Origin of the sequence: Luteibacter sp. 9133 (assembly GCF_000800155.1) — a bacterium.
Taxonomy (GTDB): Bacteria; Pseudomonadota; Gammaproteobacteria; order Xanthomonadales; family Rhodanobacteraceae; genus Luteibacter; species Luteibacter mycovicinus.
Window position 1 is genome coordinate 4,337,533 of sequence record NZ_JUHO01000001.1, and the last position, 16,457, is coordinate 4,353,989.

Sequence of the window (16,457 nt, forward strand, 5' to 3'; positions counted from 1 at the left end):
TGCATCGCACGCAAGCCGCGCTGCTACCTGTAGGAGCGCGCCTTGCGCGCGACGCTCTTCCATTACGCCGCATTCGACCCTGCGCGCTTGGCCAATGCCACCAGCATCGCCCGCAACGCCGCCGGCCTCACCGGCTTATGCAGCAACGGATAACCCAACGCCCGCGCACGCTGTTTCAACTCGGTACTCCCGTCCGCCGTCACCATCGCCGCTGGCGGCATCGGTACGACTTTCGTTCCCATCAGCCGCAACGCCTCGAGCCCGTCCATCTCATCGCTGAGATGGTAGTCCGCAAGGATCAGATCCACGTGCGTTCTCGACAGGATATCGAGCGCCGTCGGCAGGTCGATCGCTACACGACAATCGACGCCCCAGCGACCGAGCAAAGCCTGCATCCCGTCCAGGATCGTGTCGTCGTTGTCGAGACACAGCACCGTCAATGGCAGCTGCTCACCACCGCCGGGCCGCGCCATCGCCGGTGCGCGCTTACGTGAGACCGATGCCGTGCGCGGCACCGTGATGCTGAAGCAGCTACCGCGTCCGACGCGCGAGCGAAGTCCCAGCGGATGCTCGAGAATGCCGGCGAGGCGATCGCAGATCGATAGCCCGAGGCCCAGTCCTTTTTCACCCCAGGGCGACGGTCGCTCGAGGCGCTGAAACTCACCGAAGATGCGTGCCTGCTGTTCTTCCGCGATGCCTGGGCCACTGTCCCAGACCTCGATGCGAAGATGTTCTCCGACATGGCGGACGCCGAGCAGTACGCCACCCGAACGCGTATAGCGGAGTGCGTTCGAGAGGAAATTCGCGACGATACGGCGCAGCAGCTGTGCATCGGATCGCACGGACAACGACGAAGGAACCACACGCAGCGTGAGGCCACGCTGTTCGGCTACGACGGCGAACTGCTGTTTCAGTGAGTCGAACAGATCGGCCAGTGCGAACGGAACGACCTCGGGGCGGTAGCTGCCCGCATCCAGCCGTGACACATCCAGTAGCGCGTCGAGTAGATCTTCGGCAGCGCGGAAGGATGCGTCGATGCGCTCGGCCAGTCCGGCCGCTTCACCATCCAGGCCAGGGTGTTGTCGCAATGCGGAGGTGAAGAGACGCGCGGCGTTCAATGGCTGCAACAGATCGTGACTCGCGGCCGCGAGGAAACGTGTCTTCGACGCGTTCGCCGCTTCCGCATCGCGACGCGCCATCGCGGTGGCGTTGAGCGCTTCGGACAGCTCGGCCGTACGGTCTTCGACACGCTGTTCCAGTGTCTCGTTCGCGTCGATCAGCGCCTGTTCGACCGACTTGTACGCGGTGACGTCCGTGAAGGTGGTAACGAATCCGCCGCCCGGTAACGCGCGTCCACGCATCTCGATGACGGTGCCATCGGGACGCACGCGTGAGAACACATGCGGTGAGCCCGCGCGCATATAGCGGATTCGTTTGGCGACGTGTTCGTCGACCTCGCCCGGTCCGCACTCGCCCAGCTCGGCGTTCCAGCGAATGAGATCGGCGACGGGAAGGCCGACGTACACCATCCCGTCCGGGTAGTCGAACAGTTCCACGTAGCGGCGATTCCACGCGACCAGACGCATGTCGCCGTCGACCACGCTGATTCCTTGCGAGACGTTTTCGAGCGTGGTGGCTAACAGCTCGCGGTTGAAACGCAACTCCTGCGATGCCTCGTCGAGCAGCGCCATCGCTTCGGCGATATCCAGGCCGGTACCGGAGAGGGCGCCCATGAGAATGCGGCGCGCGCTGGCGGCGCCGACGGCGCTGGCTAACAGTCGCTCCGTGAACTGAATCAATGGTCGATCGGCGGCGTCCGACGGGGTGAGGGTGACACCGTGGCGCTCACCGTACTCGTGGAAGGCACGTGCGGTGACGCGCTCGCCGACGATGCGACCGGCGATCGTGCCGAGGTCGCGAACGGTGACGCGGCCGCGCCAGTCGCCCGCGCCACCGACGCTGCGCACGAACGGGTCCACGAAGAGCGCCGCATGCAGGCGTTCCGCCACGCTGGGTCGAAAACGCAGCGAGATGAAGACGAGGCAGCCGACGTTGATCAGCAACGACCAGAACGTGCCGTGCGTCACCGGCTCCCATCCGGTCAGGTGGAAGAGCTCCGTCGGCTTCAGCCAGCCGATGCCGAACGGACCTTCTTCCATCCACGGCGTGCCGAGCCACCCCGCACGCGTCATTGCCGGTAGCAGCAGGGTATAAGCCCAGACGGCGAAGCCGGCGAGCAAGCCGACCTGCACGCCCGTGCGACTGGCACCGCGCCAGTAGAGCGCCGACACGATGGCGGGAGCGAACTGGGCGACCGCGGCGAACGACAGCAGACCGGTCGCGGCAAGGTTCTCGGCGTCCGCGATGATCCGATAATAGATGTACGCAAGCGCCGCAAGGCCAACGATCGCGATGCGGCGGATCAGCAAAACGGTGTTCGACAGATCGCCACGTTTCTCGAGGTCGAGGCGACGGATGCGCAACAGCGCGGGCATGACCAGGTCATTGCTGATCATCGTCGCGAGGGCGACAGCGGCGACGATGACCATGCCGGTCGCCGCGGAAAACCCGCCAACGAAGGCGAGCAGCGCCATGCCGCTATCGCCCAGCGCCAGTGGAAGATTCAGCACCCACGCGTCCAGGTGCCCACCCCGGACCTGACTCAGGCCCATGCCGGCGCTGACGATGGGAAGCACGGCGGCGGAGATCAGGATCATGTAGATCGGGAACAGCCATCTTGCACGGCGCAGATCGCGTGGATCTTCGCATTCGACCACGCCGATCTGGAATTGACGGGGCAGGCAGAACATCGCGCAGAAGGCGAGCAGGGTCTGTGCGACAAACCCGGGCGGCAGGCTGCCTTTCTCGATCTGGAGCACCGGCGCGCGAAGCGTTTCCTGCAATCCGGGACCATGCATGCAGGCATAGATGCCGATGGCGACGAAGGCCAGCAGTTTGACCAGCGACTCCACCGCGACGGCGAGCATCATGCCGTGGTGGTGCTCCGTGGCGTCGATGTTGCGCGTACCGAAGAGGATCGCAAAGACCGCGAGGAGGGCGGCACACCATAACGCGGTGTCGCCGAACCACCATGCCGAGTTACCGGCACCGAGCACGGCAAACGACATCGCCACGGCTTTGAACTGCAGCGCGATGTACGGAATGATCGCGACGACAGCGATGATGGCGACGAGCGCGGCGAGACCGTGCGACTTGCCGAAACGCGCGGCGATGAAATCGGCGATCGAGGTGATGTTGCGCTCGCGCGCCACGAGAACGAGACGCTGAAGCAGGCCGAATCCGAAGACGAACAGCAACAGCGGACCGAGATAGATCGGAAGGTAGGAGAGGCCGGACCGCGCCGCGGTGCCGACCGCGCCATAGAACGTCCACGACGAACAGTAGACAGCGAGCGCCAGGCTGTAGACGAGCGGGCGCAGTCGAGGCTGACGGGGATACAGTGGCCGCCGGTCACCGACGTACGCGATGACGAACAGCAGCCCCACGTACAGAAGGGCCACCAGCAGCAGAAGCCAGCCTGCGATCACGAATGGTGCTCCCCGGTTTGCACAGGTCGATTCTAGGGCTTTGCGGCGACCGTTGCAGGACTTGCTCCAACGCCCGATACGAAGCAGCATCGTCGGAATGACGTCGCCACTATCCGTTCCTCCGTTGCACGATGATGAGATCCATATCTGGCATGGGTCATGGGCCGGTGGTGCCGGTGAGGCGCATTTCGCCGAACTGCTCGCGGCATACGCCGGCCCAGCCGCGCCTCGTATCGCGCGCGCTGAACACGGCAAGCCCTATTTTCCCGCCCCCTTCGATACCCTTGGTTTCAGCTGGTCGCACAGCGGTGACGTGGCCGTTCTGGCGGTCGGAAGGGGTCCTGCCGGTTTCCAGGTCGGCGTCGACATCGAGACGATCCGGCCTCGTGCACGGGCGCTCGAACTATCGCGTCGTTTCTTCGCGGCCAGCGAGACGGCATGGCTGGAGACGCTGCCTTCAGCGAACCTGCTGTCCGCCTTCCTCGCGCTGTGGACGGCCAAGGAAGCGGTGCTAAAGGCCCACGGAGGCGGCCTGTCCTACGGTCTGCATCGCGCGGCCTTTGAGATCGTCGGCAACTGCACGCACCCGAAGGACTTCGACGGCGACATAGCACCCGCGCGGGCCTGGCAGGTGCATCCGCTCGGGCTCGCCGGCGGAACGGTCGCCGCGGTGGCCTGGCGCGGCGGTGAACGCTCGATCCGCGTCTTCACATCTGCGCTTTGAACCTTTTCCCCGCGAGCCGTGTCTCAGTTACGTGTGTGTGCGTGACCGTGGAGTGCGCCACAGGGATGTGGCGAGTTATGCTGGGAAGACAGTCATTACGCACGTCGCAATGGTGGCGTGCGTTTTTTTTGGACGGTCGATGACACTACTCAGCGTAAACCTGAACAAGATCGCCGTGCTGCGCAATTCGCGCGGCGGCAACGAGCCCGATATCGCCACAGCGGCGCACACCTGCATCGAGGCAGGTTGCGGCGGCATCACCGTGCATCCGCGGCCCGACATGCGTCATGTCACGCCAGCCGATGTCCGTGTCATCGCCGGTCTGTTGCGGGGACGCGTCGAATACAACATCGAAGGCAATCCCTTTGCAGGCCGACGCGGCGCTTACCCGGGTCTCCTCGAACTCGCCCGGGAAGTACGGCCGAATCAGGTCACACTCGTACCGGATGGCGACGGTCAGATCACGTCGGATCACGGCTTCGATCTGACGAAAGACATCGAGACGCTCAAGCCCATCGTCGCGGCGTTTCGCGAGATCGGTTGCCGTGTCAGTGTCTTCGTCGACGCCGGGGGAGAGGGCTTTGCCGAGGCGGCAGCCATCGGTGTGCAGCGGATCGAGCTCTATACCGGGCCGTACGCCGAAGCGTTTGCCGAGGGCGATGCGCGGAAGCAGCTGGCTGCGTTTTCCGACACGGCGCAACGTGCCCAGCAGGCCGGCCTCGCCGTGAACGCCGGGCACGATCTGAGCCAGGCAAACCTGGGCACGTTCAAGTCGGCGATTCCCGGCTTGGCCGAGGTGTCGATCGGGCACGCGCTGATTGGTGAGGCGTTGTATCAGGGGCTTACCAATACGGTGAAGGCTTATCTCGAGATCTTGTCCTGAGGCGGCTGGAATCGCCAGCAGGGCTGGCTCCTACAGGAGCAAAAAAAAAACCCCGCCGAATGGCGGGGTTTTTCGTCTAACCGGACAGACCGTGGATCAGTTCGAGTTAACGAAACCGATCTTGGTCAGGCCCTGGCCCTTAGCGTCGGAAAGCACGCGAGCCACGACCTCGTACTGTGCCGCGTCGTCCGCGTCGATCTGCAGTTCCGGCTGGTTCGACTGCGTGGCGATCACCGCGATCTGGGCCTTGAGGCCAAGCTCGTCAACCGGCGTATCGTTCCAGTACAGCGAGCCATCCTGGCGAATCTGCAGCCGGACGGGATCCGGCGGATTCTCTGGGTTCTGCACGTTCGGGTTCGGCTGCGGAAGATCGATCTTGATCTTATGCGACAGCATCGGCGCCGTAATCATGAAGATGATGAGCAGAACCAGCATGACGTCGACGAGCGGCGTCACGTTGATGTCCGCCATGGGACCACCAGAGTTGCCTGAGCTGAATGCCATGTTCGTTACTCCTTGCCGGTCGACATGAAGCCGACGTGGACCATACCGGCTTCCTTGGCATCGCCAAGGATCTTCTTCACCACCTTATATTCGGTGGTGCGGTCCGCACGGATCTGGAGTTCCGGCTGCGGCGACTTCGCCGCCGCAACCGCGAACTGAGCCTTCAGTTCAGCCTCGCTGACTTCACCGTCATTGAGGAAGTACGTACCGTCCGGCTTGACCGCGAGATCCATCGGTTCGACCGGGGTGTCATCCTTAACGTTCGGATTAGCCTTCGGCAGATCGATCTGGACCTTATGGGACATCAGGGGCGCCGTGATCATGAAGATGATCAGCAGAACCAGCATCACGTCGACGAGCGGCGTGACGTTGATATCTGACATCGGACCGCCGCTGTTGCCACCGCTGGACATAGCCATGGGTCAGCTCCTTACTTCTTGACGACGACCGGCGCCGTACCTTCGACGCGAGCGCCGGTGGCGAAGAAGTCGTGCAGGTCGTGCGCGAATTCGTCGAACTTGGCGTAGGTCAGGCGGTTGGAGCGCATGAAGAAGTTGTACGCGAGCACGGCCGGGATAGCGGTGAACAGACCGAACGCGGTCATGATCAGAGCTTCACCGACGGGACCGGCAACCTTATCCATCGACGCGGAACCCGAAGCGGCGATACCGATAAGCGCGTGGTAAATACCCCACACCGTACCGAGAAGACCGATGAACGGGGCCGACGAGCCGACCGTGGCGAGCAGGGTCAGGCCGCCTTCCAGACGCAGGCTCTCGCGAGCCACGGCCTGGCGCAGAGCGCGGTCGATGAATTCCGAACGCGACAGCGTCTCGGCGAGGCGACCGCCAGCAGCCTGCTGGTGGTGAGCAACGGCCGAAGCGGCGTCGAGCGCGATCTTCGAGAACGGTTCGCCCTTCGGCTGCTCTTCGAGCATACGGATGGCTTCCTGCGTCGACGAGGTGTTCCAGAAGCCCTGGATGACCTTGTCGGCGCGCGCACGCACCATGCTGTTACGGATGAAGTTGGCGACGATGAAGTACCACGAGAGCACGGACATCGCGACCAGCACCACGAACACGATCCAACCGAGCGGATCGAAGTTGTGGATAAGGTGATCGAAGCCCATCTGCTTGAGGGCGTCGGCGTTGGAGTTTTGACCTGGCTGTGCAGGCTGAGCGGAGGTGTCTTGCAACATAACGCTACCCTTGGGAAGTCAAGCGTGAACTTAAAAGATGTAAGTGTGGGGGCTTACAGCTGGTTTAGGTTGAACGTAACGGGGACACGTGCATAGCCTTCTACAGGTTGGCCGCCTCGTTTACCCGGGTTGAATTTCCAGTTCCTGGCCGCGTCTTCTGCTGCCTTGTCCAGTTCGCGGAAACCGCTCGACTGATCGACTTTGACATCCTTCGGCGAACCGTCGACACCAACGAGAACCAGAAGTACCACCGTACCTTCGTGCCGCTGACGCACCGCCTGAGGCGGATACTTTGGCGGGTTACGCTGACGGTACGACATATCCGCGGTAGCTGCGATATCTGCCGGCGGAGCTGGCGGCGCGGGAGGCGCCGGCGGCGGTGCCGGAACAGGGTTCGAGCTCGCCTCTTCAACTGCCGGCGGCGGTGGAGCCGGCGGCGGCGGAGTCGGCGGCGGCTTCACCTGCTGAATGATTTTCGGCGGCGGCTGCTTGGGTGGTTCCGGCGGCGGCGGCGGCGGAGGGGGCGGGGGCGGCGGCGGCTCGATAAAATCGACCTGCACAACCTTCTCCTTCTGCTTTTCCTGCGTCTTGGGCGGCGCCATAGGCGCAACAAGCACAAGGAAAGCGAACGAGTGCAGAGCGATGGCGACTGCCAACGCGCTGGTGCGCCCCCAACTAAACGGCGCTTGGCCGGTTGATTCGTTACTTGAGGCCATCAGTCACTATCAAGAGCTAATCAAGCGGAAGTGAGCCCGCACTGCTGAGTCCGACGTTCGGCATTTGACATTGCCGAAAACGCAGGTTTCTGCAAGCGGAAAGATATGCAAGTTACACCAGCATATGGCGTTTGTATAGCGCCTGAAGGGAGGATTTATGACGCTTGAAAATCCCCACTCCCGGCACTTTACAGACGCTTACTTGGTGTTGTTTGCATTTTTCAACCAGGCGTTGGCCTTGGCAGACGTTTCAGGGTCCTGCGCCGCGAGCTTCATGTCCGCGATAGCACCCTGCTTGTTCTTCTGACCACGCTTGGCTTCCGCGCGCACCATATAGGCCTGGCCTTTATGCTGAACGCCCTTGCTGATGGCATCCGTCACCGACTTCTCAGCGGCGGCGTATTGATTCTTCTGCAGCTGGAGGCGCGCCACGCTGAGCGTGACCTCACCATCCTTCGCGAGCGGGGCGGCCTTCTGGTAGGCAGCGAGAGCCGCGCTCTCGTTGCCACCGGTGATGGCGGCGTCGCCCTGGAGCTTGTAGACCTCAGCCGACGGCTTGACGATGCCCTTGGCCAGACCATCTTCGAGAACCGCCTGCGCCTTCGACGCGTTGGCTTCCTGGCGGTCGGTATGGTCCTGACCGTCGATCAGGTAGACCTTGGCAAGATTGATGTAGAGCTTTTCGTCCTTGAACGCGCCAGCGGCACGGCCCTTCTCGAGCAGCGCGATCGCTTCCGGATACTTCTGCGCCTGGATCAGCGAGGAAGCCGCGTTCTGCATCGCGGTGGGGTCGTTCGGATTCTTGGCGAGTTCGGCCGATGCGAGCTCGGCGGCCTTGTCGCCCTGGCCCGTCTCCGCATAGCTGGCGGCAAGGATCTGGTCCCACGAACCCTGCGGCTTCGCGTCCGGCATCGACTTCGCCTTGTTGATGGCGGCGATGGCTTCCGGATACTTCTCGAGGCGGTAATCGATGTTGCCCTCGAGGCCGTACGAATCGGCGGTTTCCTTCTTGCCTTCAGCGCGCCATTCCTGCAGCGACTGCAACGCCGGAGCGTACTGCTCGTCGGCGACGAGGAACTGGGTGTACATGTACTTGAGCTGGAAGTACGTGTCGTTCGGCATGACGCCGATATCGAGCGCCTGCTTGAGCGTGGTGATCGCGCCCTTCACGTCGCCGTCGTTGTACTTCATGTTGGCGAGGCCCTGAAGAGCGAGCGCCTGCGCGTACTTGCTGCTGGTGGCCGTACCGTCAGCCAGCGGCGTCAGGATCTGGGTGGCCTTCTCCTTGTCGCCGTTGTTGGCGGCGTCGAGGCCCTCGTTGATGGCCTTCTGGTCCTTCTCGCTCTTGAGGTCGAGCTTGGGCTCCGTACGCGTGGCGTTCGGATACAGCGCTTCTTTCTTGTCCTTGGGCGCCGCGTCTTTGGCAGAGACTGCGCCAGTGGCGAGGGAAAGAGCGACCGCCGTGGCGAGCGCGAGCTTTGCGAAGGAACCCTGTTTCATCGAATGACCTCAGGCTGTAGGACTCGGCGCACAACAAGCAGCACCGGGGGACTACAGAGGTTAACCCGATTTCATTCCTAAGAACAAGTCGCAGTGCGATAAAAAAGAAGAGTCAAAACAATGACTTGTTATATGTTTGTTGGCGCGGTGCAAATTCACCAGCCTTTCGGCCCTTGAAAACGGCGTTTTCGTCTTTCCTTAAAGCGATGCCGCGTTGCGCAAAAAAGAAGAGCCCGGTCGCATCGCTGCGACCGGGCTCGACATTAGCAAGAGCAACCGTGGATCAGATATCCAGGTTGGCGACCTTCAACGCATTCGATTCAATGAAGTCGCGACGTGGTTCCACCGCCTCGCCCATCAGCATCGAGAACATCTGATCCGCGGCCACCGCGTCTTCAATGCCCACCTGGAGCATGCGGCGCGTTTCCGGATTGACCGTGGTTTCCCAGAGCTGCTCCGGATTCATTTCACCCAGACCCTTGAATCGCTGGATGGAACGACCCTTCTTCGCTTCGTCGAGCAGCCAGTTGCGCGCATCGGCGAAGTTGACGATGCCCCGCGAAGCGTTACCGCGGCGGACGACGGCACCCGGCTGGATGCGCAGCTCGGCCAGCTGACGCGAGATGGTCAGGATGGCCCGGAACTCGACACCGCCGAAGAACGACTGCGGCATGATCCAGGTGTGGCTCAGGCCGTGCTGCATGCGCTCGACTTCGATGGCGGCGCCCTGCTCGTTAAGCGCGGGACGGAAGCGAAGCGCGTAAGTCGGCTTACCCAGACCGCTGGCACTCAGACGCTTGGCAACGGCATCCAGCCAGGCCTGCATACCGGACGCATCGGCCCACAGCCCCTCTTCCATCGGCGCGTGTTCGATCATCGCAGTGAGGGACGCGGTGTCGAAACGGTGGCTGAGGCGGGCGATCTGATCGAGCGCCGACTGGTAGTCGTGCAGGAGCTTCTCGAGCGTTTCGCCGTTGACGCCAGGCGCGCCGTCTTCCGGTGCCAGCGACGCGTTATCCACGGCACCCGAGATCAGGTACTCGTTGAGCACGACATCGTCCTTGATGTACATCTCCTGCTTGCCCTGCTTCACCTTGTACAGCGGCGGCAGGCCGATATACACGTGGCCGCGCTCGATGAGCTCCGGCATCTGGCGATAGAAGAAGGTCAGCAGCAGCGTGCGGATGTGAGATCCGTCCACGTCGGCATCGGTCATGATGATGATGCGGTGGTAGCGCAGCTTGTCCGGGTTGTATTCCTCCTTACCGATGCCCGTACCGAGCGCGGTAATGAGGGTGCCGACTTCCGCGGAGGCGATCATCTTGTCGAAGCGTGCCTTCTCGACGTTGAGGATCTTGCCCTTCAGCGGTAGCACGGCCTGGGTGCGACGGTTACGGCCCTGCTTGGCCGAGCCACCGGCGGAGTCACCCTCGACCAGGAACAGTTCGGACAGCGCCGGATCCTTCTCCTGGCAGTCGGCCAGTTTGCCCGGCAGGCCGGCGATATCCAGCGCGCCCTTGCGGCGGGTCATCTCGCGAGCCTTGCGGGCCGCTTCGCGGGCACGGGCGGCGTCCACCGCCTTGGAGGCGATGGCCTTACCTTCCGCCGGGTGCTCCAGCAGGAATTCAGCGAGCTTGTCGTTGACGACCTGCTCCACCGCGGTCTTGACCTCGCTGGAGACCAGCTTGTCCTTGGTCTGCGACGAGAACTTCGGATCCGGCACCTTCACCGAAAGAACGGCGATCATGCCCTCGCGCATGTCGTCGCCTGACAGACCGACCTTGGCGTTCTTCGCCAGACCTTCCTTCTCGATGTAGCTCTGCAGCGTGCGCGTCAGCGCGGCGCGGAAACCCGTGAGATGGGTGCCGCCGTCGCGCTGCGGGATGTTATTGGTGAAGCAGAACATCGTTTCCTGGTAGGCGTCCGTCCACTGCATGGCCACCTCGACGGTGATGCCGTCCGCCGTCTCGGAGCTGAAGCTCACGACATTCGGGTGCAGGGCCGTCTTCAGCTGGGCCAGGTGCTGGACGAAGGACTTGATGCCGCCCTCGTACGCGAAGATGTCCTTGCGATCGTTACGCTCGTCGACGAGCTCGATCGTCACACCGGAATTCAGGAACGCCAGCTCGCGGAGACGCTTCGCGAGAATGTCGTAGTGGAACTCGATGTTGTTGGTAAACGTGGCCGGACTGGGCAGGAAGCGCACCATGGTGCCCCGCCGCGTGGTGTCGCCGAACGCGGCGATGGGAGCCTGGGCCTCGCCGTGAGCGTATTCCTGGCGGTATTCCTTGCCGTCGCGCCAGATCGTCAGCCAGAGCTTCTCGCTCAGCGCGTTTACGACGGACACGCCAACGCCGTGGAGGCCGCCGGAGACCTTGTACGAATTAGCGTCGAACTTGCCGCCGGCATGGAGCACGGTCATGACGACTTCGGCCGTCGAGATGCCCTCTTCCGGATGAATCTCGACCGGGATGCCTCGACCGTTATCAGAAACCCCCACCGAGCCGTCCTGGCCGATGACGACGGTGACGTAGTCGCAATAGCCTGCCAGCGCTTCATCGATGGCGTTATCGACGACTTCGAAAACCATGTGGTGCAGGCCGGTGCCATCGTCAGTGTCGCCGATGTACATGCCAGGGCGCTTACGAACGGCGTCCAGGCCCTTGAGGACCTTGATGCTGCCGGAGTCGTACGCGTTCGAATGGGTCGGATCGAGAGGTTCGTTCATGCGATGCCTGGTGGTGGCGCCAGAGTGCGGCCCCGATGCGGCGCGGAAGCGTCGGGACAGTCGGACGATTATAGCAAAGCCGTGACGGCACCCTGTTCCACGTGGAACACAGTGACCGGTTGTGCCGAAAGGGCGGCAGGGATCTCCGTTCCCGTGACGAAGACCTGAGCGTCGCGGCCGAGAAGCTGCGCGACTACCCACTCTTGATGGGTACGATCGAGCTCAGATGCAAGATCATCGAGACATATGACCGGCCATTCGCCGCGGATGTCGGCGTGAAGCGAGGCCTGTCCCAACAGGCAAGCCAGGGCGCACAGCTTCTCCTGCCCGCGCGACAGGTGTTCCCGTAGCGGGGCGTGTTCAAAGGTCACGGAGAAGTCCGCGCGATGGGGTCCTACGGTGGTGTGACCGCGCGCCAGATCCCGGTGGCGCCGGTCCGACAAGGTAGAGAGCAGATCCGCCGCGTCGTCCCAGCCAGGCTTGTAACGAATGGTGAACTCGCCCAGCTCGGGCAGGATGCTTCCCATGAAACCGCGAATGTGGGGAAGCAACCGGTCGATATAGCCGCGACGGAACGCGCTGATCCCCTCGCCTGTCGTAGCAAGCTCCGCCTCCCAGGGCTCGATCCATGCCGCCTCAATCGGGCCCCCGGCGCGAAGAAGAGAGTTTCGTTGTTTGAGCGCGCGCTGGTAACGACGCCACTGATTCACAAAAGCGTGTTCCACGTGGAACAAACCCCAGTCGAGGAAGCGGCGGCGTTCGTCCGAGGCACCAGCGATCAGATCGTGCGAGCCCGGTTCGAAGCAGACCACGGCACATTCCTGGACAAGGCTGCCTAACGAAGCGGCGGCATCGCCGTCCACACGCGCTTGCCAGCGACTGCCTTCCCGCCCCAGCCCCAGACGCCGAACCCGGTCGTCATTGCCCCGCACCTCGGCAAACACCGACAACGCGCTCGCACCACGCTGGAGAAGAACATCACGGGAGCCGGCACGAAAGGATCGACCATGTGAGAGCAGGTAAGCCGCTTCGAGAACACTGGTCTTGCCGGCGCCATTAGGGCCGACAAACACGTTGATGCCAGATGCGGGGGTCAGTGAAACCCCCTCGAGGTTTCGCAATCCGGCAATCCTGAGTGACTCGAACTTCATGCTGCCCTGCTTTTCCTGGCCATGCGTCGAAACGAACGACGCCGGGGTGTCGAAGACATCCCCGGCGTCGGTGGCCGAACTTTAACGTGGATAGGTGTCAGAGGCGAAGCGGCATCACCACGTGGCGCGCCTCGTCGTTGCCTTCTTCCTGCAGAAGACAGCTCGACTGGGCATCACGGAGGTTGATCCGGACCTTGTCGCCCCGTAGCGCACCCAGTGCGTCGAGCAGGTAACCCACGTTGAATCCGACGGCGAGGTCGTCGACGACGGTCTCGGCTTCGACTTCTTCCTGGGCTTCTTCCTGCTCCGGATTATGCGCAACGATCTTGATGCGACCCGGCGTCAGCTCGAGCTTTACACCGCGGTACTTCTCGTTGGACAGGATCGCGGCGCGCTGCAGGGCGCTGCGCAGTACATCGCGCTCGATCGTAGCCGACTTGTCGGCTCCGAGCGGAATGACCGCCTCGTAGTCCGGGAAGCGACCATCGATCAGCTTCGAGGTGAACACGACACCGCCGCGACGAACGCGCAGGTGATTGCGCCCGAATTCGAGTTCTACCGAACCCTCCCCCGCTTCGAACAGGCCGATCAGCTCGTTCACGCCCTTGCGGGGAATGATGATCTGACGACGTGCCGACACCGAGCTTTCCAGCTTCGTTTCCTTCAGCGCCAGGCGGTGGCCGTCGGTCGCGACGCAGCGCAGCGTGTGCTCCTGCAGGTCGAGCAGCATGCCGTTGAGGTAGTACCGGACGTCCTGATTGGCCATCGCGAACGCCGTACGGTCCATCAGATCGCGCAGAACTTCCTCAGGCAGCGTCACGCGCTCGACCAGTTCGATCTCGTCGATGGTCGGAAACTCGCTCGACGGCAGCGTCGCCAGCGTAAAGCGGCTGCGACCCGCGTTCAGCGCGATGCGCTCGCCGTTGAGCTTGAGGTCGATTTTCGCGCCGTCGGGCAATGCGCGAACGATGTCGAACAGCTTGCGCGCCGGAATCGTGATTTCACCGTCCTGCACCGAGTCAGCCGCGGTGGTCGCGACCATTTCGACTTCGAGGTCGGTACCGGTGAACGAAACCTCATTACCGGAAGCGCGAACCAGGAGGTTGGCCAGTACCGGCAGCGTCTGTCGACGTTCGACAACGCCTACGACTTGCTGCAGGGGTTTGAGCAGAACTTCCCTCTGGATGCTGAATTGCATGCGCCCCTTCTCCTGCTTTTAATGTTTTTAAGATTTATTTAGTGGTTGTTGTTAGGGCGGTGGATAAGTAGACAAGACGGAAAAACTATTGAATTTCAGTACCTTGGCATTTCATATCGATTGCGCCTAACCGGTCGTGCTATGTGGGTGTCTTGTGGATAACTTCGAGGGTCGATTTCATCCTCTGTCCATCCACCTATTATCCACAGGTTCTCAGCCCGTCAAGATACGGATGAGCTGTTCCCAGTCCTGCCTCATCCGTACGTCTTTCTCGCAAAAGCCCCGGATCGTCCGGCATGCATGCAGCACCGTCGTGTGGTCACGACCGCCAAAGGCCTCACCGATCTCAGGCAGGCTGTGCTCGGTCAGTTCCTTGGACAGGGCCATGGCTACCTGCCGGGGCCGCGCCAGAGAGCGCACACGGCGTTTGGAGAGAAGATCCGACAGACGCACCTGGTAATAGTCGGCCACCGTCTTCTGGATGTTCGGCACCGTGACCGCCTGCGCGTGCGTATTCAGCAGGTCACGCAGCGTCTCTTCCGCGAAGTCCGTGGTGATCGGCTTGCGATAGAAGTTGGCCCGTGCCGCCAGGGTATTCAGCGCACCCTCGAGATCGCGGACGTTGGACCGGATCCGTTTGGCCAGCAGCATCGCCACGTCCTCCGACACCTCCATATCCTTCTCCGCCGCCTTGGACAGAAGAATGGCGGCACGGGTCTCGAAGTCCGGCGGCTCGATCGCTACCGACAGACCCCAGCCCAGACGCGACTTCAGGCGGGGCTCGAGCTTGTCGAGCTCCTTCGGATAGCGATCGCAGGTGAGGATGATCTGCTGCTTGGATTCGAACAACGCGTTGAAGGTATGGAAGAACTCCTCCTGCGTCGTGTCCTTGCCGGCGAAAAACTGGATATCGTCGATCAGCAGCGCATCCACCGTCCGGAAGCGACGCTTGAACTCATCCATGTTCTTCTGCTGCAGCGCCTTGACCATGCCGCTGACGAACTGCTCCGAGCGGAGGTAGAGCACCTTCGCGCCGGGATTGTTCTGCAGCAGCATGTTGCCTGCGGCATGCATCAGGTGGGTCTTGCCCAGGCCGGTACCGCCATAAAGAAGAAGCGGGTTGTAAGCGCGGCCGGGATTCATCGCCACCTGCATCGCCGCGGCCTTGCCGAGCTGGTTCGACTTGCCTTCGACGAAGGTTTCGAACGTGTAATGCAGATCCAGGTTATGAACGTGCGGCGGCTCCGGAGCGGCTTCCGGCGCACGCGATGCCGGCTGATGCGACGGCGAGGGAGATGGCGTCGCACTGCTGACACGAACGGGCACCGGCCGTCCGCCGGACGAGCCGACTTCCAGCCGCACCGTGACCGGGTGACCGATCAGATGTCCCGCGATCGTCTGGATCTTGTCCAGATACTGATCGCGGATGGTGTCCAGCGAATACGGGTTGGGCGCATACAGGTGCAGCCCGGAAGCGTCTTCCCTGGCCTGCAGCGGCATGAGCCAGGTATGGACTTCCTCGGCGGTCAATTCGCCTTCAAGACGCTCGAGACAGCGCCTCCAAAGATCACTCATCGGGTATTCTTGCCACAGAAGGGGCGCTTGCGCGCGGGGTGGACGGCCAAGTCTACCAGCGTTCCGGCCCCCCGCCGGACTCCCCCACGGCGAAGGCACATCACGGGCTATGGGCCAACCGGTTGACAGTCCTCGGGATTGTCGGACATACTCGCCGGCCATATTCAATCTTCACCCGGATGTCTTCGCCATGAAGCGTACTTTCCAGCCCAGCTTGCTCAAGCGCGCCCGTACCCACGGCTTCCGTGCACGCATGGCGACCGCCGACGGCCGCAAGATCATCAACGCCCGCCGTGCCAAGGGTCGCAAGCGTCTGATCCCGTAATCGGGCGACGGTCGTGCGTGCCGCCGCCATGCCGCGCGATGCGCGGTTACGCCGCGCCGCCGACTTCGCCGCGTTGCGAACAGTCAGCGGTCGCCTCGGCGGCCGCTGTTTTCTTTTGCGCTTCGGAAACAACGACGTCGACACGGCCCGGCTCGGCCTGGCCATCTCCAAGCGCTGTTCCAAGCGCGCGGTCGACCGTAACCGAATCAAGCGCCTCGCGCGTGAGGCTTTTCGCCTTGCTCGCCCCGACCTGCCTCCGGTCGACATCCTGGTCATGGCTAAAGACATCGCAGTGAAAGAGACCGGCGCGGCCCTTCTGGCCGAGCTGGACACCCTGCTGCGTCGCATCCGGCCGTTGAAGCGTGAGAGTGCCGACGGCACAATCGCGCGTTGACCTCTCTTATGCA

General features: G+C 62.6%; 14 protein-coding genes. 4 read left to right on the forward strand and 10 right to left on the reverse strand.

Features of this window, described 5'->3' with window-relative positions; all coding sequences use genetic code 11:
- Positions 1–62 precede the first annotated feature (62 nt).
- On the reverse strand, positions 63–3,548 hold the full coding sequence (locus tag FA87_RS18930) for a PAS domain-containing hybrid sensor histidine kinase/response regulator (RefSeq protein ID WP_043696809.1): 3,486 nt from the start codon (positions 3,546–3,548) through the stop codon (positions 63–65).
- 97 nt (positions 3,549–3,645) lie between these two features.
- On the opposite strand from FA87_RS18930, the gene FA87_RS18935 reads away from it, so the two are divergent.
- Both FA87_RS18935 and FA87_RS18940 read left to right on the forward strand, forming a co-directional pair.
- The gene (locus FA87_RS18935; RefSeq protein WP_043696813.1) at positions 3,646–4,272 is read left to right on the forward strand and encodes a 4'-phosphopantetheinyl transferase superfamily protein; all 627 of its coding nucleotides are present in this window, start codon (positions 3,646–3,648) and stop codon (positions 4,270–4,272) included.
- A 139-nt stretch (positions 4,273–4,411) separates the two neighbouring features.
- Positions 4,412–5,155, forward strand: coding sequence for a pyridoxine 5'-phosphate synthase (locus FA87_RS18940; protein ID WP_043696817.1), 744 nt, complete (start codon positions 4,412–4,414; stop codon positions 5,153–5,155).
- 96 nt (positions 5,156–5,251) lie between these two features.
- Here the strand turns inward: FA87_RS18940 and FA87_RS18945 are convergent, their stop codons facing one another.
- The 9 genes from FA87_RS18945 to dnaA form a co-directional block, all read right to left on the reverse strand.
- Positions 5,252–5,659: a biopolymer transporter ExbD gene (locus FA87_RS18945; protein ID WP_036109046.1), complete on the reverse strand. Its 408-nt coding sequence runs from the start codon at positions 5,657–5,659 to the stop codon at positions 5,252–5,254.
- A 5-nt stretch (positions 5,660–5,664) separates the two neighbouring features.
- Positions 5,665–6,078 carry a biopolymer transporter ExbD gene (locus FA87_RS18950; RefSeq protein ID WP_036109042.1) on the reverse strand — a complete coding sequence of 138 codons (414 nt, stop codon included), beginning with the start codon at positions 6,076–6,078 and terminating at the stop codon, positions 5,665–5,667.
- Positions 6,079–6,089: 11 nt separating this feature from the next.
- Positions 6,090–6,857 carry a MotA/TolQ/ExbB proton channel family protein gene (locus tag FA87_RS18955; protein WP_036109039.1) on the reverse strand — a complete coding sequence of 256 codons (768 nt, stop codon included), beginning with the start codon at positions 6,855–6,857 and terminating at the stop codon, positions 6,090–6,092.
- 53 nt (positions 6,858–6,910) lie between these two features.
- Positions 6,911–7,573 carry an energy transducer TonB gene (locus FA87_RS18960; protein WP_036109037.1) on the reverse strand — a complete coding sequence of 221 codons (663 nt, stop codon included), beginning with the start codon at positions 7,571–7,573 and terminating at the stop codon, positions 6,911–6,913.
- Positions 7,574–7,771: 198 nt separating this feature from the next.
- Positions 7,772–9,073, reverse strand: coding sequence for a tetratricopeptide repeat protein (locus FA87_RS18965; protein WP_036109035.1), 1,302 nt, complete (start codon positions 9,071–9,073; stop codon positions 7,772–7,774).
- 283 nt (positions 9,074–9,356) lie between these two features.
- Entirely contained in the window at positions 9,357–11,801 is a 2,445-nt protein-coding gene (gene gyrB / locus FA87_RS18970) for a DNA topoisomerase (ATP-hydrolyzing) subunit B (protein WP_036109033.1), read from the reverse strand.
- A 68-nt stretch (positions 11,802–11,869) separates the two neighbouring features.
- Positions 11,870–12,952, reverse strand: a complete 1,083-nt coding sequence (gene recF / locus FA87_RS18975) for a DNA replication/repair protein RecF (protein ID WP_043696819.1) — start codon at positions 12,950–12,952, stop codon at positions 11,870–11,872.
- A gap of 97 nt (positions 12,953–13,049) precedes the next feature.
- Positions 13,050–14,150 carry a DNA polymerase III subunit beta gene (dnaN, locus tag FA87_RS18980; RefSeq protein ID WP_036109027.1) on the reverse strand — a complete coding sequence of 367 codons (1,101 nt, stop codon included), beginning with the start codon at positions 14,148–14,150 and terminating at the stop codon, positions 13,050–13,052.
- A 213-nt stretch (positions 14,151–14,363) separates the two neighbouring features.
- Positions 14,364–15,725 (reverse strand): chromosomal replication initiator protein DnaA, encoded by a 1,362-nt coding sequence (gene dnaA, locus FA87_RS18985; RefSeq protein ID WP_036109024.1) that lies wholly within the window; start codon positions 15,723–15,725, stop codon positions 14,364–14,366.
- A 190-nt stretch (positions 15,726–15,915) separates the two neighbouring features.
- On the opposite strand from dnaA, the gene rpmH reads away from it, so the two are divergent.
- Together rpmH and rnpA are read left to right on the forward strand one after the other, a co-directional pair.
- Entirely contained in the window at positions 15,916–16,050 is a 135-nt protein-coding gene (gene rpmH / locus FA87_RS18990) for a 50S ribosomal protein L34 (protein ID WP_036109021.1), read from the forward strand.
- 13 nt (positions 16,051–16,063) lie between these two features.
- On the forward strand, positions 16,064–16,444 hold the full coding sequence (gene rnpA, locus FA87_RS20100) for a ribonuclease P protein component (protein ID WP_051943132.1): 381 nt from the start codon (positions 16,064–16,066) through the stop codon (positions 16,442–16,444).
- Positions 16,445–16,457 lie beyond the last annotated feature (13 nt).